This is a genomic window from Alteromonas sp. MMG017 (genome assembly GCF_018100795.1).
Classification (GTDB): domain Bacteria; phylum Pseudomonadota; class Gammaproteobacteria; order Enterobacterales; family Alteromonadaceae; genus Alteromonas.
This window is the reverse complement of record NZ_JAGJDY010000006.1, coordinates 153,093-179,421: the sequence shown is the minus strand read 5'-3', so window position 1 is coordinate 179,421 and position 26,329 is coordinate 153,093. Positions and strand designations below refer to the sequence as shown.

Here is a 26,329-nt window from a genome sequence, read left to right as displayed (position 1 = left end):
TATATTGGCTATAACAAAAGAGAGCATCATTGTGATGCTCTCTTTTACGAATAGCCTTTATTCGCCGTCGCCACCATTTACCATGAGTGCAATATTATATAGACGATTCACTGCATGATAATTAATGGTGTTTTTAGGGTAACGACCTCGGCTACTTAATGTACCGGCGTCTTGCCCCATTAATACGGCTAAGGCGTCATCTACCGTTTCAACCGTATGAATGTGGAACAAGCCTTTTTTCACCGCATCAATGACCGTGGCATCTAATACCAAATTTATCGCATTCGATTTAGGAATAACCACACCTTGGGTACCGGTTAGACCGCGGTGCTGACATAAATCGAAGAAGCCTTCAATTTTTTCATTCACTCCACCCACCGCTTGCACTTCACCGTATTGGTTAATGGAACCTGTAATAGCGAGAGTTTGAACGCATGGAATTTCGGTTAGCGCAGAAATTAATGCCACCAATTCGCCCAATGACGCACTATCACCATCGATGTGCCCATAAGACTGTTCCAAGGCGATATTAGCCGATAAAGTTAGCGGGAAATGTTGGGCATATTTATAACCCAAATACCCTGTTAACAGCATTACGCCTTTGGAGTGAATGGGTTGCCCCAGCTCTACTTCACGTTCAATATCGACTACGCCACTAGCGCCTGCAAATACTGTTGAAGTAATGCGCGCGGGGGTACCAAAGGCGGTATCGCCAATATCTAGCACCGTAAGCCCATTCACTTTACCTATGGCTTTGCCGTCGGTAGCGATAAGCACATGCCCTTCTTTAATATCATTCAGCAAGGTTTGGCTTACTCGCCCTGTTCTGCGTTTTTTGGCACTCAGCGCGGTGCGTAAATGATCAAGCTCTAGGGTTTCGCCGCCTGACTTTACACAAAAATAATGGGCTTCGTTTACCAGCTCAATCACTTCGGCAAAATGCGCCGAGAGCTTTTCTTGGTGTTCAGCCATACGCAGTGAATATTCAACTAACCGGCACATGGCATTAGCGGTAATACCGGTTAAATTAAGCGCCAATATGTGTTTGCGCACCTTGCCCACAAAATCGAACAACGCTTGTCGGGTTACCTGAATTTCTAAATCGAAATCGACCAATACACGAAATAGCTCATCGAATTCATCATCGTAATCTTGTAAGGTGTAATATAAGTCTCGTGACCCCAGAAGCACAATCTTCACGTTCAAATCGATAGGTTGCGGGTTCAACGTGATGGCGTTCACCATGCCAACATCTTGCTGGGGTAAATCCATTTTCAAGCGACCAGATTTCGCTGCCAGCTTTAGGGTATCCCACACATAGGGCTGTTCTATTAACTGATCCACATCTAGCAGCAAATAACCGCCATTGGCACGATGTAATGCACCCGGGCGAATCATTCTGTAATTGGTATAAACACTGCCATGAATATTGGTGTATTCAATTTTTCCGAACAGGTTTTGATACGTTGGGTTTGGCTCATAAATTACCGGCGCCGAGTCATCTAAACGATTTGCCACCAGTACATTAGGCAAAAATTGCTCTTCTAAGAACAAGCGTTTATCAAACTCATCACTTTTTTCGTCTTTTTGCTCTTCAGCCAAAATAAGCAAAATAGCATTCACGAGCGCGGTTTTAAGCTGCTTTAGATATTTTAAAATACCTAAATCTGACGCGTATTTGTGCTCAAGCACTTTTAATAGCGGCTTAATGCCCTGTTCGGCAGTTTGCTTATCTAGCTCACGCAAGCGCTCTGAGTTTTCACGCTTCCACGAGGGTAAACTTAATAAACTTTCACTTAATCTATTTTCTAGCTCGTCTATCAAGTTATAAAAGAATTGGCGCTTTTCGTCGCTAGCGGTAGCAAATTCAGCATCGCTAATGGGTTTGCCATCAACAATAGGTGAAAACGTAATGGTGCCACCGTCTTCACTCATGGCCACATCATTAGCTTTTGCAAAACGTTCTACCGCATCAATAGCACTATCGTATTTTTGATCGAACTCGCGGGAAATGCTGGTTCTGCGGCGCTGGTAGCCAGGGTTGTCAAATGCCACTGGAAAGGTATCAAGCACATCATCAATTAAATGAGTGATGTCTTTTTGAAATGCTTTGCCGCCACCTGGGGGAAAACGAAGGGCTACGGGTTCGCGCTCTTCATCAAAATTATTGATATAACACCAATCATCAGGTGCAGGCAGTACGGCGACTTGGCGTTCAATGTAATCCTTTACCAATGTGAAGCGACCCGTGGCCGGTTCACCCATAACATAAAGGTTATAACCTTTCGCGTTAATGCCAAGACCGAAAGTTAACGCTTCTCGCGCGCGCTCCTGCCCTATAAAAGTGGCATTTAAGGCTTCATCGTCTTTTAAGGCAGCATTCACTGCTTTTCGATTAATGGTTGGAGTTAGGTCAATTGGATCTAGGGCCATAGTGGTGCTTTCGCCTGGCATAGTGTTCTATTTATTGTGCTTTAGGGTAAGTGAAACCCTATTTAACTAGTGTGTCAAACCCTTATGCTGTAAAGCACTGTTTCGAGCCTCTAATCGATGAATTAACGAACAATCCCAGCAATTCATTTTTATGTGCTAAACCACAATGAAGCGAAACCTTTGCCAATACGCTTACTTTTTCAACAAGTAGTCACAAAAAAGTCGTGCTAACCTAGCACTAGCTATTGAGGCTAAGTGTAGCGCTGGGTTATTCTATGCGGCTACATGCAAGTTAAACCTGCAATATTGTGATTCAGCCTAACGGCGACTCACTTCCCCATAATGAAATTTTCTAGGGAGCAGGTTTCATGAACGTTTTAACTTTAATAATGCGGAAGCCTAAGTTTCATGGCCGAAAATCAGTACAACCCGAAAGATATAGAACAACGTGTTCAGCAATACTGGGAAGAAAATAACTCATTTCAAGCAAATGACGATGTAGAAAAAGAGAAGTTCTACTGTCTCTCTATGTTCCCCTACCCAAGTGGTCGCTTGCATATGGGTCACGTGCGCAACTACACCATTGGTGATGTTATTAGCCGTTATCAGCGCATGCAGGGTAAAAACGTTCTCCAACCTATGGGTTGGGATGCTTTCGGTCTTCCAGCAGAAAACGCCGCTATTAATAATAATACCGCGCCTGCGAATTGGACCTACTCCAATATTGATTACATGAAAACACAGCTTCGCTCTTTGGGTTTCGGTTACGACTGGGACCGCGAAGTTACTACCTGTAAACCAGATTACTATCGCTGGGAACAATGGTTCTTCACTCGTCTTTATGAAAAAGGCTTGGTCTATAAAAAGAACTCAACGGTTAACTGGGATCCAGTAGACCAAACCGTTTTGGCTAACGAACAAGTTATTGATGGTCGAGGATGGCGCTCAGGTGCATTAGTGGAACAAAAAGAAATTCCACAGTGGTTCATCAAAATTACCGACTACGCCGAAGAGTTATTGGCCGACTTAGAACAGCTTGAAGAATGGCCAGATCAAGTACGTGCCATGCAGGCAAACTGGATTGGTCGCTCTGAAGGGGTAGACATTACCTTTAACTTAGGTAAAAACGGCAGCGACATAAACGATTTAACTGTTTACACCACACGCCCTGATACTTTCTACGGCGTAACTTACGTGGCAGTGGCTGCACAACATCCACTAGCTGAATTTGCAGCGAAAACAAACGCTGAACTTGCCACCTTTATTGACGAGTGTAAAAACACCAAAGTAGCCGAAGCAGAATTGGCGACTATGGAGAAAAAAGGCTGCGATACAGGCATTCAAGCGGTACACCCTTTAACGGGTGAATTACTTCCTGTTTGGGTGGCTAACTTTGTATTGATGGATTACGGTTCAGGTGCAGTAATGGCAGTACCTGGTCACGATCAGCGCGATTGGGAATTTGCGACTAAATATGGCTTAACTATTAAGCAAGTTATCGCGCCTAATGCCGATGCAAAAGAAGAATGTGATTTAACTGCTTCTGCGTATACCGAAAAAGGCACGTTAATAAATTCTGAAAAGTTCGATGGTCTAGCGTTTGACGAGGCGTTTAATGACATCGCCACCGAACTTGAAGAAAAAGGCTTTGGTAAGCGCAAAGTAAACTACCGTTTACGAGATTGGGGTGTAAGTCGTCAGCGTTACTGGGGCTCACCTATTCCAATGCTTAACTTGGAAAATGGCGAGTCGGTTCCTGTACCTGAAAGCGAATTGCCAGTTGTACTTCCAGAAGACGTAGAAATGAACGGTGTTACCTCACCGATTAAAGCCGATCCTGAGTGGGCAAAAACCACCTATAACGGTGAGCCTGCGCTTCGTGAAACTGATACCTTCGATACCTTTATGGAATCGTCGTGGTACTACGCTCGCTACGCCAGCGCCACAAATCACGATGCCATGCTAGACCCAACTTCATCAAACTACTGGCTACCTGTGGATCAGTACATTGGTGGAATCGAGCATGCCATCTTGCATTTATTGTACTCTCGCTTCTTCCACAAACTTTTACGTGACGAAGGCTTGGTAAATTCTGATGAGCCGTTTAAGCGTTTGTTATGCCAAGGTATGGTACTAGCAGATTCTTACTACCGTGAAGATAGCGCGGGTAAGAAAACCTGGTACTCACCTACCGAAGTGTCCACCGAGAAAGACGAAAAAGGCCGTATTGTAAAAGCATGGCTAACCGCAGACGGTGAAGCCGTTATTCACGGCGGCATGACTAAAATGTCGAAGTCGAAGAACAACGGTATTGACCCACAAGAAGTTATCGACCTATATGGTGCCGATACGGTGCGTTTATTTACCATGTTCGCTGCGCCGCCTGAGCAAACACTAGAGTGGGTAGATTCAGGTGTTGAAGGTGCTAACCGCTTCTTACGTCGTATTTGGAAGTTAGTTACCGAGCACGTTGAAAAAGGCGCTCCTGTTGCCCTTGATGCAAAAGCGTTGAATAAAAACCAGCAAGCATTACGCCGTGAAGTACACAAGACCATTGAAAAAGTGTCTGATGACTTAGGTCGTCGCCAAACCTTCAATACTGCTATCGCTGCGATTATGGAATTATTGAACCATCTTCAAAAAGCACCACAAGAAGATGCGCAAGATATTGCCATTATGCGTGAAGCCGCAGAGTCATTAGTGTTGCTACTTAACCCTATTACCCCGCACATTTCTCATGAATTGTGGAAAGTATTGGGTCAGACGAGCGATATCGACCATGCCCCTTGGCCTGAAGCCGATAAAGCGGCCTTGGTTGAAGACGAAAAGCTTATCATCGTGCAAGTTAACGGTAAGGTTCGCGCTAAAATGACCGTGGCTGCTGATGCCAGCAAAGACGCCATTGAAGAAGCGGCAAAAGCACAAGATAACGTGCAGCCGTTTATTGAAGGTAAAACAATACGTAAAGTTATTGTGGTACCCGGAAAACTTGTCAATATAGTGGCTAACTAATATGCGCCGTTTACTCCGTTACACAGTGGTATTGAGTGCACTTGTTGCACTCAGCGGTTGTGGTTTTCATTTAAGAAGTGCGCCTAGCCTTCCAGAAAATGTTAAATCAGTGCTTATTAACAGTGCTCGCGCTCATGCACCGCTTGCAAGAGCGCTTCATAACCGCCTTACCGTGTACGGGTTAAATGGCGTTTACCAACAAGATACTACGTCGTCTACTGACGGCGTATCTTTGTATTTACTGCCTGAAAAATTAGAGCGCAGACTGCTTTCGGTTTACGCTTCGGGTCAGGTTGCTGAATACGAACTGATTTATACCGTACGTTATCGGGTGCAATTCCCTGACGAGGAAGCCATTATGGCTACCTTCGATGTAATGCGTGATTATCAAGATGACCCTGATCAAGTATTGGCAAAATCAAGAGAACTTGAATTAGTACTTGATGAAATGCGTGCCGAGGCAGCGGACATTATTATCCGTAGGCTTTCAAGCCAAGCCTCTGCCGCTAAGCTGATTGATTAAGCATGCAACTCTACCCAAACCAATTTTCCAGTGAGATAGGTAAAGGATTAGCACCCTGTTACTTGGTATTTGGTGATGAGCCTCAGCAAAAATTTGAGGTGATAGAGCAAATCCGTACCACGGCAAAAGCCAATGGTTTTGATGAGCGCACAGTGCTTGTGGCCGACACAGGTTTTTCATGGAATCAGCTACTTGAAGCAACACAAAGCATGTCGTTGTTTTCAAACCAACAGTTTATTGAATTAGAACTTCCCACAGGCAAGCCCGGCGCTGAAGGCAGCAAAATGCTGCAAGAAGTCGCCAAAGGGTTAACCCGAGACACCTTGCTGTTAATTCACGGCCCCAAAATTGGCAAAGATGTTCAGCGTGGCAAGTGGTTTAAAGTACTCGATGAAATGGGCGTTTCTGTTCTGTGCTATCCCTTAGAAGGTAGACAACTCACTGCATGGCTGAGCAATCAAGTAAAACAACATCAGCTGAGCATTAATGCTGCTGGAATGAAAATGATTGCCGATTTTTGCGAAGGGAATCTATTAGCAGCAAAACAAGAAATTGATAAGCTTGCCCTACTTTACCCGCAGCAGTCTGTGTCTGAAGCGCAAATTGAACGAGCGATGGTCGATCAATCTCGCTACAACGTGTTTCAGTTAGTGGATGTTATGCTAAGCGGCGACGCCAATCGCTGCGTGAAAATGCTTTACCGCCTAGAGAGTGAAGGACTAGAGCCAAATATTATTATTTGGGCGCTCATTCGTGAGTGGGAAGTATTGTGGAAGTTAAAAAGTGCTGCCGCTAATGGTGAAGCAATTCAATGGCAAAAGTTTGGCATTTGGCGTAACAGGCAAGGCTTCTATCAAAGCGCGTTAAATCGCCTTAGCATAGAACAGCTGCTACAAATTCAGGATGCCCTTACCCAGGCCGATTTAGCGTTTAAACAAAACGTTATTTCACGCCCCTTCGTAAAGCTTTGCCATTTATGCATGATGTTTATGGCAATGGGTATTTTTCACCTTCCTTTGATGGAAGCTTAAGTTCTTGGCTATTTGCGCCATTTTAGGGGGCACTTTTAACCCGCCCCATTTAGGCCACGTTTCTCCTGCGCTTCATTTACTGTCAGAATTGAATATTGATGCATTAGGTTTAATGCCCTGTAAGCTTGCGCCGCATAAAGCCGTGGCTGTTAGCGAAAAGCATCGGGTAAACATGGTGAAGCTGTGTTGTGAGCAAGATAAACGCTTGTATCCAGAGCTTATCGAACTCTCGCTTCCCTCGCCGTCTTACACAGTAAAAACCCTTCGTGCATTAAAAGAAAGAGACAATAAGACAATCTGTTTTTTCATTGGCGCCGATTCCCTGTATAATCTTAAGTCTTGGTTTGAGTGGGAGCGTTTGCTTGATTTCTGTCACCTAGTGGTAATGCGTCGCGACAGCGATACGTTTACACCACCCGATGACTTAGTTGAGTGGTTAAAAGCCAACAAAACAGAGGACGTTCTGCAACTTCATGCTCAGCCTAATGGCTTAGTATTTCTTGCAGATACCCCATTACACCCTGTTTCATCAACGCAATTGCGCAGCGCCGTTCAAACGAACGCATCATCGACATTGCAAGAAACACATTTGAACGAAACAGCATTGCATGACGCAAAGTTTCAAGCCACGAAATTAATAGCAAAGTGGCTGCCCACGGCAGTCGCAGACTATATTCATACACATCGGTTATACCAAGAATTATCAAATAAGTGAGGAAACACTTGGAGAGTCAACAACTCAAGCAGTTCGTAAAAGATAAAGTAGACGACATGAAAGGCCGCGATATTATAGAACTGGATGTTCGTGGCAAATCAACCATTACCGACACCATGATTATTTGCTCTGGTAACTCAAAGCGCCATGTTGTTGCTATTGCTGAAAATGTAATAGTAGAAGCTAAAAGCGCAGACGAAGCACCAACAAGCGTTGAAGGCAAAGAAACTGGCGAATGGGTATTAGTAGATTTTGGCGACGTAATTTTGCACGTGATGCAAGATGAAACCCGCGATTTCTATCAGTTAGAGAAGCTGTGGTCATAACAAAGCCAACCGCAGACTTATAAGAAAGGCTGCGGTCAACTTTGTTGGTAGTTTGATGTACTAAAGGATTTACCCACTGTGCGTATACAAATTGTCGCCGTAGGTACAAAAATGCCCGCCTGGGTCACCACAGGGGTAGATGAATTCCTTCGCCGCTTCCCCGCCGATTTGCCGGTAAGTTTCACCGAAATTCCCGCTGGTAAACGGGGCAAAAATGCCGATATTAAACGCATTTTAGAAAAAGAAGGCGAACAAATGCTCGCTGCTATTCCTAAAGGTAACCGAGTAGTGACATTAGAAGTTACCGGTAAACCTTGGGACACCCCAACATTAGCCAAACAGTTAGATAATTGGAAAATGGATGGCCGAGATGTCAGTCTTTTGATAGGTGGGCCTGAAGGTTTAGCGCCTGAATGTATTGCTGTGTCTGAACAAAAATGGTCACTATCGGCACTTACCCTACCTCACCCACTTGTAAGAATTATTCTTTCTGAAAGTTTATATCGCGCTTGGTCTGTTACTCAGAACCACCCATATCATCGCGAGTGAGAGAATAGCCTTTTATGCATCGCAAGCGCCAAGCAATTCGAGACCACTCGGCCGAAGCAAACTTATTTGCAAGACGTGCGTCTATCGCCTTTATTATAGTTGTAATGATGTTAGGCGTGGTGCTGAATAACCTTTATTCCCTGCAAGTTGAACAACACGACGTTTACCAGACCCGTTCAAACGGAAATCGCATCAAGGTCTTACCTGTTGCGCCAAACCGGGGGTTAATTTACGACAGAAACGGTATATTGCTTGCGGAAAACCGTCCCGTGTTTAGCTTAGAGATCACGCCTGAGCAAACCAACGATTTAGACGCCACCTTAGATGGCTTAACCCAATTAATGGGTATCACCCCCGAGGAACGCGAAAGCTTTAATAGCAGCTTAAAAGGCCAACGACGCTTTAAACCCATTGCCCTTCGTACCAAATTATCTGAAGTAGATGTTGCGCTGTTTTCTGCCAGCAAACATTTATACCCAGGGGTACAAATTGAAGCACGTCTAGCGCGTCATTACCCCTATAAAGAAGCCCTTACCCATGTGTTGGGTTATGTGGCTCGCATCAATAAGAAAGACCTTCAAAAGTTAGTAGAAGCGGGCCAAGAAGATAACTATGCCGCCACCCACGACATTGGTAAATTGGGGGTGGAGAAATACCACGAAGAGCTGTTACACGGTTCCGTTGGCTACCAACAAGTGGAAGTAAATAACCAAGGCCGGATAATTCGCGTGTTAAACGTAGACCCTCCTGTGCCCGGTAAAGACATTGTATTAAACATCGACCTTTCGCTACAAATTGCTACCCAGCAAGCACTGGAAGGTCAGCGCGGCGCAGTCATTGTGAGTGATGTAAAAACAGGGGGGGTATTGGCGTTATTTTCAAACCCCAGTTACGACCCGAACTTGTTTGTGCACGGTATCAGCAGAAAGAACTACGCTGCCCTGCTCAACTCCCCTGATCGCCCATTAATAAACCGCGCCACTCAAGGTCAGTATCCGCCAGCATCCACTATTAAACCGCACCTTGGCTTAATTGGACTTGAAGAAGGCATAATTACCGAAGAATATACTATTCAAGATAATGGCCGCTATCAATTACCCAATGTATCGCACACGTGGCGAGACTGGCGAAAGTGGGGCCACGGCGAAGTAGATATTGCCAAAGCAATAGAAGTGTCCTGCGATATCTATTACTACGACTTAGCGTATAAGCTGGGTATAGATAAAATCAGTGAAGCCATGTACGAATTTGGGTTTGGTGATTTTACCGGTATCGATTTATATGAAGAATCTGATGCGAATATGCCTAGCAGGGGCTGGAAGCGTGCGAGATTTAACCAGCCTTGGTATATCGGCGACACCATTCCTGTGGGTATTGGGCAAGGGTTTTGGTCTACTACCCCTATTCAGTTATCGCACTCAGTGAACACCTTGGTTAATCGTGGCGAGCGTATTATTCCGCAAATTATTCGCGGGTTCATGCATGAAGATAGCTCGGTAGAAATTATTCCACTTAAAACCCTTCGGCCTATCGAAATTAAAAATCAGCATAATGTCGATATTGTACTTAATGCCATGCACGACGTGGTGCATGGTAAAGAAGGTGGTGCTCGCCATACCTTTGCCGATGCCCCCTATCAGTCTGCAGGAAAAACCGGTACTGCACAGTTATTTTCTGTGGGGCAAGATGAAAAATACGACGCCGAAAAAATTGATGAGCGTTTGCGAGACAATGCCATGTATGTAGGCTTTGCTCCTTTTGAAAACCCAGAGATTTCAGTGACAGTGGTGCTTGAAAACGCCGGAGGCGGTAGTAAAAATGCCGCTCCTGTAGCCAAAAAAATCATGGACTTCTATTTTCGTGATCGGGTTTTCGACACCGAAATTAGCAAGGTTGACGAATAATGAAAAAGAACACGCTCAACCCAAATAAAACCAGTTTCTTACAGCGTATCCATATTGATGGCTGGCTGTTTTTAAGCCTGTTAGTGCTAATGTCAGTGGGGCTGGTAACGCTATATTCCGCCTCAGGACAAGACACCGGCCAAGTAGAACGCCAAATTACGCGCTTAGCACTGAGTGTGGCCGTTATGTTCGGTATTGCACAAATTCCCCCTGGCGCATTTCGCCGGCTGTCGACTTACGCTTATATTGCCGGGCTGCTAATGCTTATCGCGGTATTGTTATTTGGTGACATGGGTAAAGGCGCCCAGCGCTGGCTCGACTTAAAATTTATACGTTTTCAACCTTCAGAGTTAATGAAGCTTGCCGTGCCTATGATGGTTGCCTGGTATATTAGCCAGTTTACCTTGCCCCCTCGCACCATGAATATTGTGGTGGGCTTTTTAATGGTGGCTATTCCAACGGTGCTTATTGCCAAACAGCCCGATTTAGGGACATCGCTGCTTATCGCTAGCTCGGGGATCTTCGCTATTTTCCTTGCCGGTATGAGTTGGCGGCTTATCGGTTTTGTTGCTCTGTTGCTAGGTGGTTTTGCGCCCATTATGTGGTTCTTTTTAATGGCAGAGTATCAAAAGCAACGGGTGTTAACGTTTTTAAACCCAGAGAGCGATCCACTCGGTTCGGGTTACCATATTATTCAGTCGAAAATTGCCATTGGCTCAGGTGGCGTAGATGGAAAAGGCTGGTTACAGGGCACCCAATCACAATTAGAGTTTTTACCCGAACGACATACCGACTTTATTTTCTCGGTTTTCAGTGAAGAATTTGGCCTTACTGGGGTTATTGTTCTGCTGGTTATTTACCTTTGCGTTATTTTACGTGGGCTTATTATTGCCAGTCGCGCTCAAGACGCCTACTCTAAATTACTGGCAGGCAGTATTACCTTAACCTTCTTTGTTTATGTGTTTGTAAACATGGGAATGGTATCTGGATTACTGCCTGTTGTAGGGGTGCCATTACCTTTAGTGAGTTATGGCGGCACTTCCATGGTGACATTAATGGCCGGCTTTGGCATGCTAATGTCTATTGCCACTCAAAAACGACTAATGTCTCGATAATATGCGCACACTACTGTTGATACTGTTTGCTTCATTCATACTCGCTGCGTGTAAATCAGCGCCTACTGGCCGCTATACTCAACATCAAGATACTGCCCCAAACCATGTGGCAAAAGTGCCTGAAACCTTAGATGCAGTCCCCAAGTATGAAGCTTATAGAATGTTTAACAGCCGCCCTTATAAAGTGCTCGGTAAACATTATACGCCGCTTACATCCGGTAAAGGGTTTGAAGAAGTAGGTTACGCCAGTTGGTATGGTCAGAAGTTTCATGGCCATTTAACCTCAAACGGTGAAACTTATAATATGTTTGCCATGTCAGCAGCCCACAAAACGCTTCCGCTGCCTTCTTATGTGCGTGTGACTAATTTAGATAACAACAAACAAGCCATTGTTCGCGTGAATGATCGTGGCCCATTTCACGATAATCGGATTATCGATTTATCTTATGCTGCGGCGGTAAAATTGGGTTATCACAATAAAGGAACGGCAAAAGTAAAAATTGAAGTCATTCACTTTGACCCAGACAATAATGTTACGGTTGGTATAAGCCCCACCGTGACTTATGATGAATACCTTGGCATTGCACCTCTTCCCTCAGCACCAATACCTTCATCAGAAGTGGCCGCGAATGCGTCTGTACAAAGCGATAACCTTCCACAAACGTCAATGTCATTAAACGGCTACTTTATTCAAGTGGCAGCGCTATCGAATCAGAAAAAAGCCGAGTCTATTTCGAATGTCCTATCTGCGCTTTATCAGGTGCCTACACACATGCCAGTGGTAGGCAATGTGTATAAACTTCAGCTTGGCCCAATTGAAGATGAAGCCCTCGCTCACGAATTACTAGAGCAACTTAAACAAAACGGCTACCCGCAAGCTTACAAGATAAAACAAACCTTATAAGCGCCCGTTCAAAAAAGCACCACAACTATGGCAGCAATGTGGCGAAACGCGTTTCAAATCTGTCATTTATGGCGCTTTTTTGTTGTTTCGTAGCCTAATCTCTATTAACAGCTAAACTTTTTGGTTTAACCCTAGTCGAACTATGCGCCTTACGTTAGAATTCTAAACTAAGTAGTAGTATTAACTGTATAGCGTGCCTGCTGTGCAGTTTTAAACGGATAATAAACGGTCAAAGAAAATAAAATCATGCTCAGAATAATTCAACGCGCTAAACCGTCTTTTCTCTCCTTCGCTTTTATGCTTTTCAGTGTGCTAGCACTGTCAGCTAATGCAGCAGTGGTTACTCCACCCGCTCCATCTGTAGCGGCGGGAGGCTTTCTTTTAACCGACTTTGAAACCGGACACGTAATCGCGTCGAAAAACGCAGACATGCAATTGGCACCTGCCAGCTTGACTAAAATCATGACCATTTATGTTATTGGTAAAGAACTGCAAGCCGGTAACATTAGCCTTTCTGACGAAGTAACCATTTCTGAAAATGCATGGGCCAAAAAATTCCCAGATTCTTCAAAAATGTTCATTGAAGTGGGTACACAAGTTACGGTAAGCGATTTATTACGCGGAATTGTAGTGCAATCAGGTAACGATGCTTGCGTAGCGATGGCCGAGCACGTTGCTGGTTCACAAGCCGCATTTGCCAGCATGATGAATGCCCACGCGCAAGCGCTTGGTATGACAGGCTCACACTTTGTGAATGCACACGGTCTTCACGACCCTGACCATTACACCACACCTCGTGATATGTCATTAGTGTCTCGTGCGCTTATTGCTGAAACCCCTGAAATGTATAAAATTTACAGCGAAAAAGAATTTACATTTAATGGCATCAAGCAATATAACCGTAACAGCCTATTATGGGACAAAAGCTTAAACGTTGATGGTATTAAAACTGGCCATACGTCAGACGCGGGTTACAGCCTTATTACTTCAGCATCACAAGGCGATATGCGCCTAATTTCTGTGGTTATGGGTACCGACAGTGAAAGAGCCCGTAAAGTAGAAAACAAAAAGCTACTTAAATATGGCTTCCGTTTTTATGAAACGCTAACGCCTTACAAAGCTGGCGATAGTTTTGTAGCACACCGCATTTATATGGGCGATAGAGAAACTGTAGACCTTGGAATTAACCAATCTACCCCCATTACCATTCCACGCGGCCAAGCGGCTAACTTGGAAGCCAATTTTGAACTAGATAAAAAACTAGAAGCGCCACTGGCTAAAGGCCAAGTTGTAGGCACACTTTTCCTTCAACTTGAAGGCGAAGATGTTGCTAGCTACCCCCTTGTCACTTTGCAAGAAGTGAAAGAAGGCAGCATGCTAAACCGCATTAAAGATTACATTATGCTGCAACTGGGTTTCGACGAAGCGTAACATTACGCATCGCTACACTAGTTCAAGGGCGGCCTGATTGGTATAATCGGGCCGTTTTTGTATTTAATGATTGTATAAAAAGGATATCGCATGGATACCCGTTTCGATGAACTTCTAGATTTTCCAACAAATCAAACATTTAAAGTAATGGGCATTGCCCATGACGATTTACCTAATCACGTAATTGAGTGCTTACAGCAGCACGCGCCAGGTGATTATTCACCTGCAGTGAAGCCAAGCAGTAAAGGTAATTACCATTCTGTATCGGTAAGTGTACGAGTTACCAGCAAAGAGCATATGGAAACTATTTACACTGAACTGGCTAAGTTAGAACTTGTAAGAGTCGTACTATAAGTGAGCACCCTAACCGACTCTGTCATTATTCGGCAACTTGGCAGACAAAGCTACGAGCCCACATGGGCTGCCATGAAAGCGTTCACGGATGAACGTGACGATACGACTGAAGATGAAATTTGGCTGGTTGAGCACGACCCTGTATTCACACAAGGTCAAGCAGGCAAAGCTGAACATATCTTGATGCCCGGTGACATTCCCGTGGTACAAGTCGACAGAGGCGGTCAGGTAACCTACCACGGCCCAGGCCAGCAGGTTATTTATCTTCTTATTAATATTCGAAGACGCAAGCTAGGTGTACGTCACTTAGTGACTGCGATGGAAGACGCTGTGGTAGGCTTGATGGCTAAATACGGTGTTACCGCCTACCCTAAACCCGATGCACCTGGGGTTTATGTAGATGAGAAAAAAGTCTGCTCATTAGGGTTAAGAATTCGTCACGGTTGCTCATTTCATGGTTTGGCATTAAATGTTAATATGGACTTGTCACCGTTTCAGCGCATTAACCCATGTGGTTATGCAGGTATGGAAATGATTGATACCGCCAGTCTGAATGGCCCTGATTCGATAAGTGTTGCCGGTGAAGTTCTTACCGACTTACTACTTGAAGCGCTTTCCATTACGGAAAAACGACATAAAGAAGGTTTTGATGAGTAACGCACGACCTGTAGCTGGAGTTAAACTCCGCGACGACGAAAAAGTAAAACACATTCCTGTCACCATTATTCCTACTGAAAAGGAAGAAATGCTGCGCAAGCCTTCGTGGATCAAAATTAAGCTGCCACGCAGCACAGATAAAATTGACCACATTAAGAAGACATTAAGAAAGAATAAACTGCATTCTGTGTGCGAGGAAGCCAGCTGCCCTAACTTAGCTGAGTGCTTCAACCATGGTACGGCAACCTTTATGATTCTGGGTGACATTTGCACCCGTCGTTGTCCGTTCTGTGATGTTGCCCACGGTAAACCGCTACCGCCAAGCGCGGAAGAGCCAGAAAAGCTAGCGAAGACCATTGCTGAAATGAATCTTCGTTACGTGGTAATTACCTCGGTAGACCGCGATGATTTGCGTGACGGTGGTGCACAGCATTTCGTTGATTGTATTAACGCTATTCGCGAGCACAGCCCGACTACTACTATTGAAGTGCTAGTACCGGATTTCCGTGGCCGTATGGATCGCGCATTAGAAATTTTCAAAAATGGTGTTCCTGATGTGTTTAACCACAACTTAGAAACCATTCCGCGCTTATACCGCGAATGCCGCCCTGGTGCGAACTACCAGTGGTCTCTAGACTTACTTAAGAAGTTTAAAGCGCAGCATCCTGATATTAAAACCAAATCAGGCTTGATGATGGGCATGGGCGAAGAAAACGTGGAAATTGAAGGCGTGCTTCGTGATTTACGTGCTCATGACGTGGACATGTTGACCCTTGGCCAATACTTGCAGCCAAGTCGCCATCACTTCCCTGTTAAGCGTTACGTTCACCCTGATGAATTTGATGCATTAGGTGCTTACGCCAAAGACATAGGCTTCACTCATGCAGCCAGTGGCCCTATGGTTCGCTCTAGTTACCATGCAGACCAACAGGCAGCAGGTAAAGAAGTAAAATAAATATAAAAAAAGCGGCTTTCACAGCCGCTTTTTTATTTGCCTTTCTTTTTACTTAGCCAGTTATCAACTTACTCGCCTTGGCTTTTAGATTTTACCTCGTCTATCCACATCGACATTTTGTCACTTAAAATAGGCATTGGCATTGCCCCATCGGTCAGTATATTGCTGTGGAACGCTTTGATATCGAAGTCGTCACCTAAGGCTTCAGTGGCTTGATTACGCAAATGTCTAATATGACGCTCACCCACTTTATACGCTAACGCTTGACCGGGGATAGAAATATAACGCTCTACTTCCGCAACCGCATCAGACTCAGCCATAGAAGAATTCTCAAGCATATACGCAATAGCCTTCTCACGGCTCCAGCCCTTGGCATGCAACCCAGTATCGACCACTAAACGCATAGCACGAAGCTGTTCATCGTTTAAGCGCCCGTACCACATGTAAGGGTCGGTAAACATACCTAGCTCTTTTCCTAAGCTTTCAGCATACAAAGCCCAGCCTTCACTAAACACGGTATAGCCGTTGAATTTTCTAAACAAAGGTAAGCCTTCCACTTCTTGCTGAATAGCAATTTGGAAGTGATGACCAGGCGCCGCCTCATGAATACTCAAGGTTTCCAAACTAAATTTAGGTTGGGCTTTAAGGTCACGGGTATTGATATAGAAAATACCAGGTCTGCTGCCATCTGGTGCAGGAGACATATAACTGGCTGCGGCCGAGGACGCTTCACGATACGGCTCTACCGCTTTTACAATATAATCGGCTTTAGGAAATACGCTGAAAAGTTTAGGTAACCGAGCGTCTATATCCGTTTTAACATCGGTATAGGCTTTTATGAGGGCTTCATCAGATTCAAAGTAGAACTTATCGTCAGTACGAAGGTGATCGAAGAACGCCGCTAAGTCGCCTTCAAAGCCTACGGTTTCTTTAACCGCTTTCATTTCACCTAATATGCGCGACACTTCAGATAACCCAAACTCATGCACTTCATCGGCACTTAGCGGCAAGGTAGTGTTGTCTTTAATTTTGTATTCGTACCAGGCCTTTCCATTAGGTAAATCTGAATAGCCTACCGTAGCGCGTGTATGAGGCATATATTCCTCAACCACGAAATCGTGTAGTTTTTGATAAGAAGGTACAATCATTTCCATAATCATGCCTTCGTAAGCTGCGGCTAAGCGCGCTTTCTCATCATCGCTAATATCTTCATTTTGCTCGAGCTGTTTTACAGGTCCGTAGAACACACTCTCAGAGGCTTTCTTCACAACATGAGCGCTTAATTGCGGTACCATTTTTTCGGTGATAGCGGCCGGTAATACTACCCCTTCCTCAATCCCTTTTGTCATATACAGAATTACGCTATCGATAAATTCGACGTAGCCTTTAGTACGTGAAATGAAGTTTTCATAGTCTTTAACTGTCGCGAACGGCTGCGCAGATTGGCCAGAGCCCAGCATGGGGAAAAAAGTATGCACGCCATACATTTGATTAATTGGCATGTACTGGCTACCAAACTGATAACCGGCAATGGCATGTTCTCTGTCACTTTTGAAAATATGATAGCTGATCCAATCTTGCCCAGTAAGTTTAGACGCATCAATAGCATTAATGGCTTCTAAATAAGTTTGCTCATGCGCCTTTGATTTAGCAATAACCGCCTCGCTCATGGGCTCGTTAAACTTATCGTTGTAATCGCTTACGCCATAAAATGTCGCCATCACAGGGTTTCGTTCTAACGACTCGTTGAAATATTTAAGCGTTAGGGCGGCTAATTTTTCTGCCTCTGTTTTCTTTGCCTCAACGTCTGTGATGTCTTTGGCATCACTAACCGCAGACTGCAATTGTGTAGAAACCGCCGTACCATCTTGCTGATGTGCTACGGCTGGTAAAGCCATTAAGGCACTTACGATGGCAGCACTGAGTAAACTTATCTTCATTGTTTTCATTATAAAAAATAACCTGTCGTGTATTTATTATTAATTTACGGCCTAATATTGCCTGTTTCCCCCCATTGATTACAAGGTTTTTGCGCGAACAGGATGACTTTACTTTACGGGCTGTTAGAATGCCGTCATTCTGCCTAAACCCACAAAAGAAGTAAGGTTACGCAATGCGTAAACATATCTATATTGCCTATACAGGCGGCACCATCGGAATGAAGCCATCAGATCATGGTTATATTCCTGCAGCAGGCTTCCTTGGCGATACTTTGAATGACATGCCGGAGTTTCATCGCAGTGAAATGCCATTATTCACACTGCACGAGTACGATAACCTGATAGATTCATCGGATATGGATCCTTCTGACTGGCAGCGCATTGCCGACGACATTGCAGAAAACTACGATAAGTACGACGGTTTCATCATCTTGCATGGCACAGATACCATGGCGTATACCGCTTCGGCACTGAGTTTTATGCTGGAAGATTTAACCAAGCCGGTGATAGTTACGGGGTCGCAAATTCCTCTTGCAGAGCTGCGTTCTGACGGCCAAGTTAATCTGTTAAACGCGCTGTACGTTGCAGCTAACTTCCCTATTGCAGAAGTGGGTTTGTTTTTTAATAACCGCTTATTACGGGGAAATCGCAGTCGCAAGGTAGATGCTGATGGTTTTAGTGCCTTCGACTCACCCAACTTCCCCCCTCTTCTTGAAGCGGGTATTAATATACGCGTTAAAGCAGGTGAACTTGCTACAGAGTCGGATAAACCCCTTAAGGTTTCCAGTGTAACAGCCCAACCCATTGGTATGGTGAGCTTGTACCCTGGTATTTCCTCAGAAGTCCTTAAAAACACCCTACAGCAACCTGTTAATGCACTTATTTTATTAAGCTACGGCGTAGGTAATGCACCACAAAACCCAGCCCTCATTGCTCAATTAGAATATGCGCGAGACCGACAAATCCCCGTGCTTAATTGCACCCAGTGTATGCGCGGTCGCGTGAACATGGGCGGATATGCTACAGGGCATGGTTTGCAGGAAGTGGGCGTGTTATCTGGCAGCGATATGACCCCAGAAGCCGCATTGGCAAAATTGCATTACTTATTAAGTAAGAATCTGCCGTTTGAAACCATTAAAGCCAAGCTTACCCAGAACCTCTGCGGCGAGCTTAGCGAATAGGAATACACCATGACCACATCTTATAGCGGTGCGCTGAGAAAAATGCACACCCATGCTGACGACAACAATACGGTTAACTACCAGCTTCCTATTGGAGAACATAAGGTAGATATAAACCCTGTTATCGGACAGAAGGTTTCCCTTGATTTTACGGGCGACATTAACTGCGTACATTGCAATAGAAAGACCAAGAAAAGTTTTAGCCAAGGTTATTGCTACCCTTGCTTAATTTCATTAGCTCAGTGTGATAGTTGCATTATCAAGCCTGAAAAATGTCACTACCATGAAGGGACATGCCGAGAACCTCAATGGGGCGAAGAGCACTGTTTTAGCGAGCACTTTGTGTACTTGGCTAACACAGGCAATGTAAAAGTGGGGATAACTCGCCACGTTACCGATGGAGTATCGTCACGTTGGATGGATCAGGGCGCTACTCAAGCCACCGTCATGTTACGCGTAACAGACAGGCTCACTAGCGGCCTTGTGGAAATGCTTTGCAAAGAACATATTGGCGATAAAACCAATTGGCGCACTATGCTGAAAAGTGCGCCAGATCAGGTTGATTTACTAGAGCTTAAAGCCACTATATTGTCGAAAATTGCTGATGGTTTAGCAGAAATTCAGCAGACAAAAGGGATACAAGCGGTATCTGAAGCCGATGGTGAAGTGCATAACATTCATTACCCTGTTGATACTTATCCTGAAAAAATAAAATCGATTAACTTAGATAAGACGCCAGAATTTGAAGGTGTACTCACTGGAATCAAAGGGCAATATTGGATGCTAGATGGCGACCGTGTTATCAACATCCGTAAATACGCCGGCTACAATGTAAATCTGCATGTAGGATAAAATCTGGCTTAAAATCTAGGCTGAAATGCAGGTTAAAAAGAGGCTTAAAGTGTAATACATAGCTTTCCCGCTCGATCCGTGCAGATAAAATTATCTTATCTGCACGGTTAGCTTTCTACCTAAGCCTGTAATGAAAAGCCTGAAACGCAAAGTTTGCTACATTAACCATGTAAAACCCTATAACACTGGGCGTGAAGCGGAAGCCCAGCTCTCAAGTGATTAGCACGCCAATACTGAAAGTTAGCGCCAGTATTCGAAGTAGTCAGATGTATCACGCTCTGGTTTTGCTGCTGGTTCAAACGCTGGCGTACCTAAATATAAAAACCCAACAATTTCGTCGTCATCGCTTAAATCAAAACCACGCTTTACCGTATCGCAATGGGCATAACTCCCCGTTCGCCACATGCCATTGAACCCCTGGGCTACCGCAGCCATTTGCATTGCCATCACCCCGCAAGACGCTGAAGCAATTTGCTCTACGCGTGGCACTTTTTCATGCTCAACATGTTTAGCAATGGCCACCACAATCATAGGCGCTCGATGTGGTAACTGCACTGCCCGCTCAATTTCTTTTTCAGATTTATCGTTATCGATAGCTGATTGCTCGTATAAGCTGCCTAGTTTATCTAAGCCTTTCCCTTCACAAACAATAAAACGCCACGGTGTTAAACACGCATGATCGGGGGCACGAAGTGCAGCTTGCATGATGTTTTCAAGCGCATCACCTGACGGCGCAGGTGCATTAAGTCTAGGTTGAGAGCTTCTGTTAAGCAGTAACGTAAGTGCATCCATTTCAGTATCCTATTATCGAACAAAGCGTTATAGGAAGATCCTACGTTCTATAATGAGAAAAGACCAGCATAGCTGGTCTATTTCAAGGCCAAATTACCTAAAGCCGTTATCTTGTAATTTAGGGCGAAAGAAATAATCAATACTTACATAGCGACCACCACCATAGAAAAATAGCACCAGTAACATGACGAAATAGGTAGCACCGAATTCAATACCGTTGTTTAGCACCACCAAACTGCCACTGGAAGTAAGCCAATCATAGTTTCCATAGGTTTGCAGTAGAGATTTTGCAGCACTAAGTTTCTCTGGAGCAGCCATCACACTGTCGTTCATTAAAATAGTGCCATCGGCTAACCAAGAGGATGCATCAGCAATGGCCAACCACCCATTGTCGATGTGTACCGTAAATATGGCCACTAACATGGTTACCATTAACGGAATAGCGACTAAGCGTGTAAGCAAACCAAACAGTAAAAATATTCCGCCGACTAACTCAGCGGCCGTGGCTAAAAAAGCAAGCACGAGCGGGAATGGTAACCCCAGTCCGTAGTCTTCATTACCAAACCAGTCAACGATGGACGAAAAGCTACTGGCTTTGTTCCAACCAGCCTGAATCATTACAGGGGCTAAATAGAGCCGTAACAACAGTAATGGTACGCCATCTGCCACACTGAGTTTTTTAAAGAGGTTCGCGTATAATTGCTTTATCATTATCAAGAGCCTTGTTATTGGGACTTCGTTTTTAACGTCTAGTTATAGGAACGTGATGAAGTGAATAAACTTTCACTTAACAATAGAAAACAACCTCAAAGAACGCAAAAATCATCACCGCTTAAGCGGTTGTTCGTTCGTGGGCACAAAAAAGTAGGTTATAAAAAAACCACTGGCGACTTGATGATGCAGCTAAGCGCGAATGATCATAAGCACATCGCTGAAGTGATTGCACAATGGCTCACAGATGACGAGAATGCCCATAAGTGAGTGACTTTGCGGTACAATCACAAACAATTACAAATAAGTTAGCGATCTAGTTTCGATTCGGTAACATAATAGAGTTAAACAAACAGAAGGTAATGTAATTTATGGCTGCCAAAGGAAACTGGACTAAATCCTTATTTATTGGCCTGTGGACGGTTTTAAACTTCACCCGTAAGCTTTTTTTCAATGTCATTTTTCTGGTGATTTTTGTTGGCATAATCATCGCGATTACCTCTCAAGAAGACGACCAGCTTACGGTAAAAGCGAATAGTGCGCTTTTACTTACCTTGAACGGACAACTCGTTATTGAAAAAGAAAGTGTCGATCCGTTTGAACAGTTTTTACAAGATGCCATGGGTTCAGAGCCTGACAATCCAGAAGTACTTGTGCGTGATGTGGTAAAAGTTATTGAAAACGCTAAGCAAGACCGACGGATTAAAGCATTAGTATTAGACCTTCAAGGTTTATCTGGCGGCGGTTTAGATAAACTTCGCACGGTAGCGCGAGCCATCAACGATTTTAAAACCTCTGAAAAGCCTGTGTATGCCATTGGTGATTATTACACCAAAGAACAGTACTACCTTGCAGCGCATGCGAATAAGGTTTATCTCAATCCTATGGGTTCATTACTGCTAGATGGCTATGGTCGTTATGGCATGTATTTCAAAGATTTCTTGGAAAAGCTTAAAGTGACTACGCACATTTTCCGTGTAGGTACTTATAAGTCTGCCGTAGAACCACTTATTCGCAACGATATGTCTGAAGCAGCTAAAGAAGCTGAGCGTAAATGGTTAGACGGTTACTGGCAGCAATATAAAGAAGACGTTGCCGCTGCCCGTGGCATTCCGCTTTCCAACTTTGATGAAACACTAGAAGGCTTGTTGGCTAAGTTTGAACAAGCTGGCGGTGATTTTGCCAATTACGCTTTACAAAATAATTGGGTAGATGCACTTAAAACCCGTGAAGATGTTCGCGTAGAACTTACTGGTCTTGTGGGCGAAAACGAAGACAATCACGGTGTTAACGTCACTCACTTTAACACCTACTTAAAAGTCGTTAATCCTCCCCTACCTTCTATCAACAGTGACCTCGACCAAGTTGCGATTGTAGTAGCAAAGGGCACTATTTTAAACGGCAATCAAAAAGCCGGCACCATTGGCGGCGACAGTACCGCACGCTTATTGCGTAAAGCACGTTTAGATGAAAACGTGAAAGCAGTAGTACTGCAAATAGATTCGCCAGGGGGCAGCACATTAGGTTCAGAGATTATTCGCCAAGAAGTACTTGAGTTGAAAAACGCAGGTAAACCGGTTGTGGTTTCTATGAGCACGTATGCTGCATCAGGCGGTTACTGGATTGCAGCAAACGCTGACCGCATATTTGCTAGCCCAAGCACTATTACTGGCTCTATCGGGGTATTCGGTATGTTTATGACATACGAAAACTCGCTTGATTACTTAGGCATTCACAGTGATGGCGTTGGCTCGAATGAACTAGCAGGCTTTTCAGCAGTACGCCCTCTTGCGCCAGAATTTGGCCAAATTTTGCAACGTAATGTTGAAACGAGTTACGGCAACTTCCTATCTTTAGTATCGAACGCTCGAGATATGACGGTAGATGAAGTAGATGACGTTGCACAAGGTCGTGTATGGATTGGTACCGACGCCCTAGAGCTTGGATTAGTTGATGAGCTAGGTACGTTAGAAGACGCGGTTAATGCGGCGGCAGAATTCGCTGCACTAGATAACTACGACACTTTCTATGTTCAGCGTACACTTTCAGCACAAGAGCTGTTTTGGAAAGAGTTCTTTGGTCAAGCCTTTACGTTTGTTGGAAAGTGGCAGTTTGCTAATTCAGACTCTGCGTTAATCAATGAATTTAAACGAGTACTTGGCGAGTTCGATATCTTTAACGAACTGAACGATCCCATGGGTACCTATATTCTTTGCTTGCAGTGCCAAGTAGAATAATTAGTAACTCAGTTAAGGTACTACCATAGCAAGCCATGATTTAACCTCTCTACAGCGTCAGCATATTGCTGATGCTGTAGAAGGCTGCTACCAACGCGCTGATAAATATTTTAAGCGTACATTTCCCCGCCCTGCGCTTACCTTTAGACGCTCTGGTAAAAATGCTGGCACCGCGTTTCTACAACAAAATCGCATTAATTTGCACCCCGAATTATTTAAACAGAACGAACAGGAATTCATAGATGATGTTATTCCTCATGAAGTGAGTCATTTGCTTACTTGGCAGTTGTTCAAGAAGGTAAAGCCCCACGGCGTGGAATGGCAAGCCATTATGATTGATGTGTTTAACCGTCCGGCTAACGCTACCCACAGTTTTGATGTTGAAGGCGTTATTGGCAAGCAGTTCAGCTATGCCTGCCTTTGCAGTTCACACCAGCTAACAATAAGACGACATAATAAAATTTTGAAAGGGGCGCAGTACAAGTGCCGAAAATGTAATGGCGTGCTTGTAGAAGAGAAAGTGGTGAGTTAGCTGTTTATTCAGTTAGTCAGTTACTTTGTAAATTAACCCGCTAGCTCTAGCAAACATACCTGGGCACAGCAGAACCTAACGGGATTTTAGCGGAACCAATGTTTAGTAAATACGTTATCTAAATCGTTAAATGCGGTTTTGAGTAACGCTGCTAACTCTTTATATTTCGGTTTCGATTTAACCGACGATACGTTGCAACCTTCCGATCGCATTTTACTGTGAATATCTTGATACCAGCTGTTTAATTGCGGTGGTAGGTATTGGTTTGAACGATGACCCAACCACAATAACCCTTGTAGCGGAAGGCTTAAAAAGAAAGCACCTATGGTGATGGTTTGCGGAATATAGTCTGTGCCCATATTCTGAAGTAACAATGCACACGAAAGTATTGCCACAGGCGGCATGGTTTTAATAGCAAAACGCGTGGCTGCAACTACCCGGCATTCGGGGAAGTAGGCATACAGTTCTTTTTTGACGGGCCAAGTTTTCATATAGTGCTGGCCATCTTTTAGCATTGTAATCACAGACTGTGACATAAACCACCTCGTTTCACTTCAGTAAGTAGCGCACTCTGGATGCCTTATACTTGGTATTCAATAGCCGGTTAGCGCTGCTTTAACGCCGGCCAGTTGGCGCTGTTTTAACGCCGGATTATATCGTGATTATAATAAGTATAAACGTCATGTTTATTTAAACGTTGTTTTTGCAAAAAAGCCCAGTGATAACACTAATGCTTAATTATAACCCCAATATTTGGCGTTAACATACATAGCATTAATATGGTGCCAAACACTGATTTCTAAAGCACAGATTTAACGTATTCCTACAACTTGAATTGTAATACGAATTTCGTCTAATACAACGCAAGTTCGTCGCAATAACGCCGCTTTTCATTATAAATAATTTAAAAACAACATTAATTACCTAATTAATGATAGCCAAGCACATCAGATGGGTGACTTTTCATCATCATGAAGGCATCATAATGCCCTTCTTTCAATGCTATTTTCCGAAGGTATCGTGTTTTTCGAAGGTATTGGCCGATTAGCAGTTGAAAAAGCAAGGTTCAGTCCTTACCTAGCTACCTATAGCGACAGTTGGCTACTGCGACAGACAGTTGGCAAGTTTCGTTTCAAAATTATAGCAGAATTCAGCCCGGATAAATGGGCATTAGTTGGAGATACAAATGGCAGATAACAGACATGTTCGCCTACTTATTTTAGGATCGGGCCCAGCAGGCTACTCAGCAGCGGTATACGCAGCTAGAGCAAATCTAGAACCTGTGCTTTTAACGGGGATCCAGCAAGGCGGACAGCTTACTACGACCACAGAAGTAGAAAACTGGCCAGGCGATCCTGAAGGACTAACGGGTCCTGACCTTATGGTTCGTATGCAAAAGCATGCAGAGAAGTTCGATACTGAAATTATCTTCGACCATATTAACAAGACAGACTTAACTAAGCGTCCTTTCACCCTTTATGGTGACAGTGGCACGTACACGTGTGACGCCTTAATAATTGCTACAGGTGCATCTGCTAAATATCTTGGTATGGAATCTGAGCAAGCGTTTATGGGTAAAGGGGTTTCGGCCTGTGCTACCTGTGACGGCTTTTTCTATCGCAACCAAAAAGTAGCGGTCATTGGCGGTGGTAACACGGCCGTTGAAGAAGCCTTGTATTTATCTAACATTGCATCTGAAGTTCACGTTGTGCATCGTCGTGATACTTTCCGTAGTGAAAAAATCCTTGAGCAGCGTCTTCGCGACAAAGCTGAAAATGGCAATGTGGTATTACACTTAGACCGTACCCTTGATGAAGTCATGGGTGACGAAATGGGTGTGACGAAAATTCGCATTAAAGAAACCGATGGCGAAGCAACTGAAGAACTTGATGTAATGGGTCTTTTCGTGGCAATCGGTCACAAGCCAAATACTGACATTTTTGCTGAACAGCTTGAAATGAAAGACGGCTACATTGTGGTAAATAGCGGCCTTCACGGCAATGCTACACAAACCAGTGTTGAAGGGGTATTTGCGGCCGGTGATGTGAGCGATCATATTTATCGTCAAGCAATAACGTCTGCGGGAACGGGCTGTATGGCCGCGTTAGATGCAGAAAAATTCCTAGATGGCTTTATGCCTGAGCAAGGCTAAGCCTTGTTTGATTTCAAGCCCTG

24 protein-coding genes are annotated in these 26,329 nt (G+C 44.2%); 19 read left to right on the top strand and 5 right to left on the bottom strand.

The window, feature by feature from the left end:
• Nucleotides 1-57 precede the first annotated feature (57 nt).
• Nucleotides 58-2,433 (bottom strand): ATP-binding protein, encoded by a 2,376-nt coding sequence (locus J8L84_RS11285; protein ID WP_247670719.1) that lies wholly within the window; start codon nucleotides 2,431-2,433, stop codon nucleotides 58-60.
• Between the two features lie 408 nt (nucleotides 2,434-2,841).
• On the opposite strand from J8L84_RS11285, the gene leuS reads away from it, so the two are divergent.
• From leuS to lipA, 13 genes are all read left to right on the top strand, one after another.
• On the top strand, nucleotides 2,842-5,445 hold the full coding sequence (gene leuS, locus J8L84_RS11280) for a leucine--tRNA ligase (RefSeq protein ID WP_211070781.1): 2,604 nt from the start codon (nucleotides 2,842-2,844) through the stop codon (nucleotides 5,443-5,445).
• A gap of 1 nt (nucleotide 5,446) precedes the next feature.
• A complete protein-coding gene (lptE, locus tag J8L84_RS11275; protein ID WP_211070780.1) occupies nucleotides 5,447-5,968 on the top strand; it encodes an LPS assembly lipoprotein LptE in 522 nt (173 codons plus the stop codon).
• Between the two features lie 2 nt (nucleotides 5,969-5,970).
• Complete coding sequence (gene holA / locus J8L84_RS11270; protein WP_211070779.1) at nucleotides 5,971-6,999, top strand: DNA polymerase III subunit delta; 1,029 nt, start codon at nucleotides 5,971-5,973, stop codon at nucleotides 6,997-6,999.
• A gap of 4 nt (nucleotides 7,000-7,003) precedes the next feature.
• Entirely contained in the window at nucleotides 7,004-7,714 is a 711-nt protein-coding gene (gene nadD, locus J8L84_RS11265; protein WP_211070778.1) for a nicotinate (nicotinamide) nucleotide adenylyltransferase, read from the top strand.
• A gap of 8 nt (nucleotides 7,715-7,722) precedes the next feature.
• A complete protein-coding gene (gene rsfS / locus J8L84_RS11260; protein ID WP_013784368.1) occupies nucleotides 7,723-8,040 on the top strand; it encodes a ribosome silencing factor in 318 nt (105 codons plus the stop codon).
• Between the two features lie 78 nt (nucleotides 8,041-8,118).
• A complete protein-coding gene (gene rlmH / locus J8L84_RS11255) occupies nucleotides 8,119-8,589 on the top strand; it encodes a 23S rRNA (pseudouridine(1915)-N(3))-methyltransferase RlmH (protein ID WP_013784369.1) in 471 nt (156 codons plus the stop codon).
• Nucleotides 8,590-8,603: 14 nt separating this feature from the next.
• Nucleotides 8,604-10,493, top strand: coding sequence for a penicillin-binding protein 2 (gene mrdA / locus J8L84_RS11250; RefSeq protein ID WP_211070777.1), 1,890 nt, complete (start codon nucleotides 8,604-8,606; stop codon nucleotides 10,491-10,493).
• Nucleotides 10,493-11,608, top strand: coding sequence for a rod shape-determining protein RodA (rodA, locus tag J8L84_RS11245; RefSeq protein ID WP_211070776.1), 1,116 nt, complete (start codon nucleotides 10,493-10,495; stop codon nucleotides 11,606-11,608). The genes mrdA and rodA overlap by 1 nt, the downstream gene beginning before the upstream one ends.
• Before the next feature lies 1 nt (nucleotide 11,609).
• Complete coding sequence (locus tag J8L84_RS11240) at nucleotides 11,610-12,512, top strand: septal ring lytic transglycosylase RlpA family protein (protein ID WP_211070775.1); 903 nt, start codon at nucleotides 11,610-11,612, stop codon at nucleotides 12,510-12,512.
• Nucleotides 12,513-12,758: 246 nt separating this feature from the next.
• Nucleotides 12,759-13,943 (top strand): D-alanyl-D-alanine carboxypeptidase family protein, encoded by a 1,185-nt coding sequence (locus tag J8L84_RS11235; RefSeq protein WP_211070774.1) that lies wholly within the window; start codon nucleotides 12,759-12,761, stop codon nucleotides 13,941-13,943.
• Between the two features lie 90 nt (nucleotides 13,944-14,033).
• Nucleotides 14,034-14,297, top strand: coding sequence for a DUF493 family protein YbeD (gene ybeD, locus J8L84_RS11230; protein ID WP_013784374.1), 264 nt, complete (start codon nucleotides 14,034-14,036; stop codon nucleotides 14,295-14,297).
• Nucleotides 14,298-14,954: a lipoyl(octanoyl) transferase LipB gene (gene lipB / locus J8L84_RS11225; protein ID WP_211070773.1), complete on the top strand. Its 657-nt coding sequence runs from the start codon at nucleotides 14,298-14,300 to the stop codon at nucleotides 14,952-14,954.
• Nucleotides 14,947-15,909, top strand: a complete 963-nt coding sequence (gene lipA / locus J8L84_RS11220) for a lipoyl synthase (protein WP_057792240.1) — start codon at nucleotides 14,947-14,949, stop codon at nucleotides 15,907-15,909. Before lipB ends, lipA begins: the two co-directional genes overlap by 8 nt.
• A 68-nt stretch (nucleotides 15,910-15,977) precedes the next feature.
• Here the strand turns inward: lipA and J8L84_RS11215 are convergent, their stop codons facing one another.
• Nucleotides 15,978-17,858 carry a DUF885 domain-containing protein gene (locus J8L84_RS11215; RefSeq protein WP_211070772.1) on the bottom strand — a complete coding sequence of 627 codons (1,881 nt, stop codon included), beginning with the start codon at nucleotides 17,856-17,858 and terminating at the stop codon, nucleotides 15,978-15,980.
• 164 nt (nucleotides 17,859-18,022) lie between these two features.
• Between J8L84_RS11215 and ansA the strand changes: the two genes are divergently transcribed.
• Both ansA and J8L84_RS11205 read left to right on the top strand, forming a co-directional pair.
• A complete protein-coding gene (ansA, locus tag J8L84_RS11210) occupies nucleotides 18,023-19,030 on the top strand; it encodes an asparaginase (protein WP_211070771.1) in 1,008 nt (335 codons plus the stop codon).
• 9 nt (nucleotides 19,031-19,039) lie between these two features.
• Nucleotides 19,040-19,882 carry a DUF2797 domain-containing protein gene (locus tag J8L84_RS11205; protein WP_211070770.1) on the top strand — a complete coding sequence of 281 codons (843 nt, stop codon included), beginning with the start codon at nucleotides 19,040-19,042 and terminating at the stop codon, nucleotides 19,880-19,882.
• Nucleotides 19,883-20,122: 240 nt separating this feature from the next.
• Here the strand turns inward: J8L84_RS11205 and J8L84_RS11200 are convergent, their stop codons facing one another.
• Nucleotides 20,123-20,674, bottom strand: coding sequence for an NAD(P)H nitroreductase (locus J8L84_RS11200; protein WP_211070769.1), 552 nt, complete (start codon nucleotides 20,672-20,674; stop codon nucleotides 20,123-20,125).
• A 93-nt stretch (nucleotides 20,675-20,767) separates the two neighbouring features.
• Complete coding sequence (locus J8L84_RS11195) at nucleotides 20,768-21,385, bottom strand: DoxX family protein (protein ID WP_211070768.1); 618 nt, start codon at nucleotides 21,383-21,385, stop codon at nucleotides 20,768-20,770.
• A 60-nt stretch (nucleotides 21,386-21,445) separates the two neighbouring features.
• Between J8L84_RS11195 and J8L84_RS11190 the strand changes: the two genes are divergently transcribed.
• The 3 genes from J8L84_RS11190 (at nucleotide 21,446) to J8L84_RS11180 (ending at nucleotide 24,154) form a co-directional block, all read left to right on the top strand.
• Complete coding sequence (locus J8L84_RS11190; protein ID WP_211070767.1) at nucleotides 21,446-21,655, top strand: hypothetical protein; 210 nt, start codon at nucleotides 21,446-21,448, stop codon at nucleotides 21,653-21,655.
• A gap of 101 nt (nucleotides 21,656-21,756) precedes the next feature.
• Entirely contained in the window at nucleotides 21,757-23,622 is a 1,866-nt protein-coding gene (gene sppA / locus J8L84_RS11185; protein ID WP_211070766.1) for a signal peptide peptidase SppA, read from the top strand.
• 25 nt (nucleotides 23,623-23,647) lie between these two features.
• Nucleotides 23,648-24,154 carry a SprT family zinc-dependent metalloprotease gene (locus tag J8L84_RS11180; RefSeq protein ID WP_348771833.1) on the top strand — a complete coding sequence of 169 codons (507 nt, stop codon included), beginning with the start codon at nucleotides 23,648-23,650 and terminating at the stop codon, nucleotides 24,152-24,154.
• A gap of 86 nt (nucleotides 24,155-24,240) precedes the next feature.
• Here J8L84_RS11180 and yfbV read toward each other — a convergent pair whose 3' ends face one another.
• Entirely contained in the window at nucleotides 24,241-24,690 is a 450-nt protein-coding gene (yfbV, locus tag J8L84_RS11175; protein WP_211070765.1) for a terminus macrodomain insulation protein YfbV, read from the bottom strand.
• Nucleotides 24,691-25,340: 650 nt separating this feature from the next.
• On the opposite strand from yfbV, the gene trxB reads away from it, so the two are divergent.
• Complete coding sequence (trxB, locus tag J8L84_RS11170; RefSeq protein WP_211070764.1) at nucleotides 25,341-26,306, top strand: thioredoxin-disulfide reductase; 966 nt, start codon at nucleotides 25,341-25,343, stop codon at nucleotides 26,304-26,306.
• The last annotated feature ends 23 nt before the right edge of the window (nucleotides 26,307-26,329 follow it).

Coding starts and splice junctions, on each gene's coding strand:
- J8L84_RS11285 (WP_247670719.1), bottom strand. CDS start 2,433: ATGGCCCTAGATCCAATTGACCTAACTCCAACCATTAATCGAAAAGCA.
- leuS (WP_211070781.1), top strand. CDS start 2,842: ATGGCCGAAAATCAGTACAACCCGAAAGATATAGAACAACGTGTTCAG.
- lptE (WP_211070780.1), top strand. CDS start 5,447: ATGCGCCGTTTACTCCGTTACACAGTGGTATTGAGTGCACTTGTTGCA.
- holA (WP_211070779.1), top strand. CDS start 5,971: ATGCAACTCTACCCAAACCAATTTTCCAGTGAGATAGGTAAAGGATTA.
- mrdA (WP_211070777.1), top strand. CDS start 8,604: ATGCATCGCAAGCGCCAAGCAATTCGAGACCACTCGGCCGAAGCAAAC.
- rodA (WP_211070776.1), top strand. CDS start 10,493: ATGAAAAAGAACACGCTCAACCCAAATAAAACCAGTTTCTTACAGCGT.
- J8L84_RS11240 (WP_211070775.1), top strand. CDS start 11,610: ATGCGCACACTACTGTTGATACTGTTTGCTTCATTCATACTCGCTGCG.
- J8L84_RS11235 (WP_211070774.1), top strand. CDS start 12,759: ATGCTCAGAATAATTCAACGCGCTAAACCGTCTTTTCTCTCCTTCGCT.
- ybeD (WP_013784374.1), top strand. CDS start 14,034: ATGGATACCCGTTTCGATGAACTTCTAGATTTTCCAACAAATCAAACA.
- lipA (WP_057792240.1), top strand. CDS start 14,947: ATGAGTAACGCACGACCTGTAGCTGGAGTTAAACTCCGCGACGACGAA.
- J8L84_RS11215 (WP_211070772.1), bottom strand. CDS start 17,858: ATGAAAACAATGAAGATAAGTTTACTCAGTGCTGCCATCGTAAGTGCC.
- ansA (WP_211070771.1), top strand. CDS start 18,023: ATGCGTAAACATATCTATATTGCCTATACAGGCGGCACCATCGGAATG.
- J8L84_RS11205 (WP_211070770.1), top strand. CDS start 19,040: ATGACCACATCTTATAGCGGTGCGCTGAGAAAAATGCACACCCATGCT.
- J8L84_RS11200 (WP_211070769.1), bottom strand. CDS start 20,674: ATGGATGCACTTACGTTACTGCTTAACAGAAGCTCTCAACCTAGACTT.
- J8L84_RS11195 (WP_211070768.1), bottom strand. CDS start 21,385: ATGATAAAGCAATTATACGCGAACCTCTTTAAAAAACTCAGTGTGGCA.
- sppA (WP_211070766.1), top strand. CDS start 21,757: ATGGCTGCCAAAGGAAACTGGACTAAATCCTTATTTATTGGCCTGTGG.
- yfbV (WP_211070765.1), bottom strand. CDS start 24,690: ATGTCACAGTCTGTGATTACAATGCTAAAAGATGGCCAGCACTATATG.
- trxB (WP_211070764.1), top strand. CDS start 25,341: ATGGCAGATAACAGACATGTTCGCCTACTTATTTTAGGATCGGGCCCA.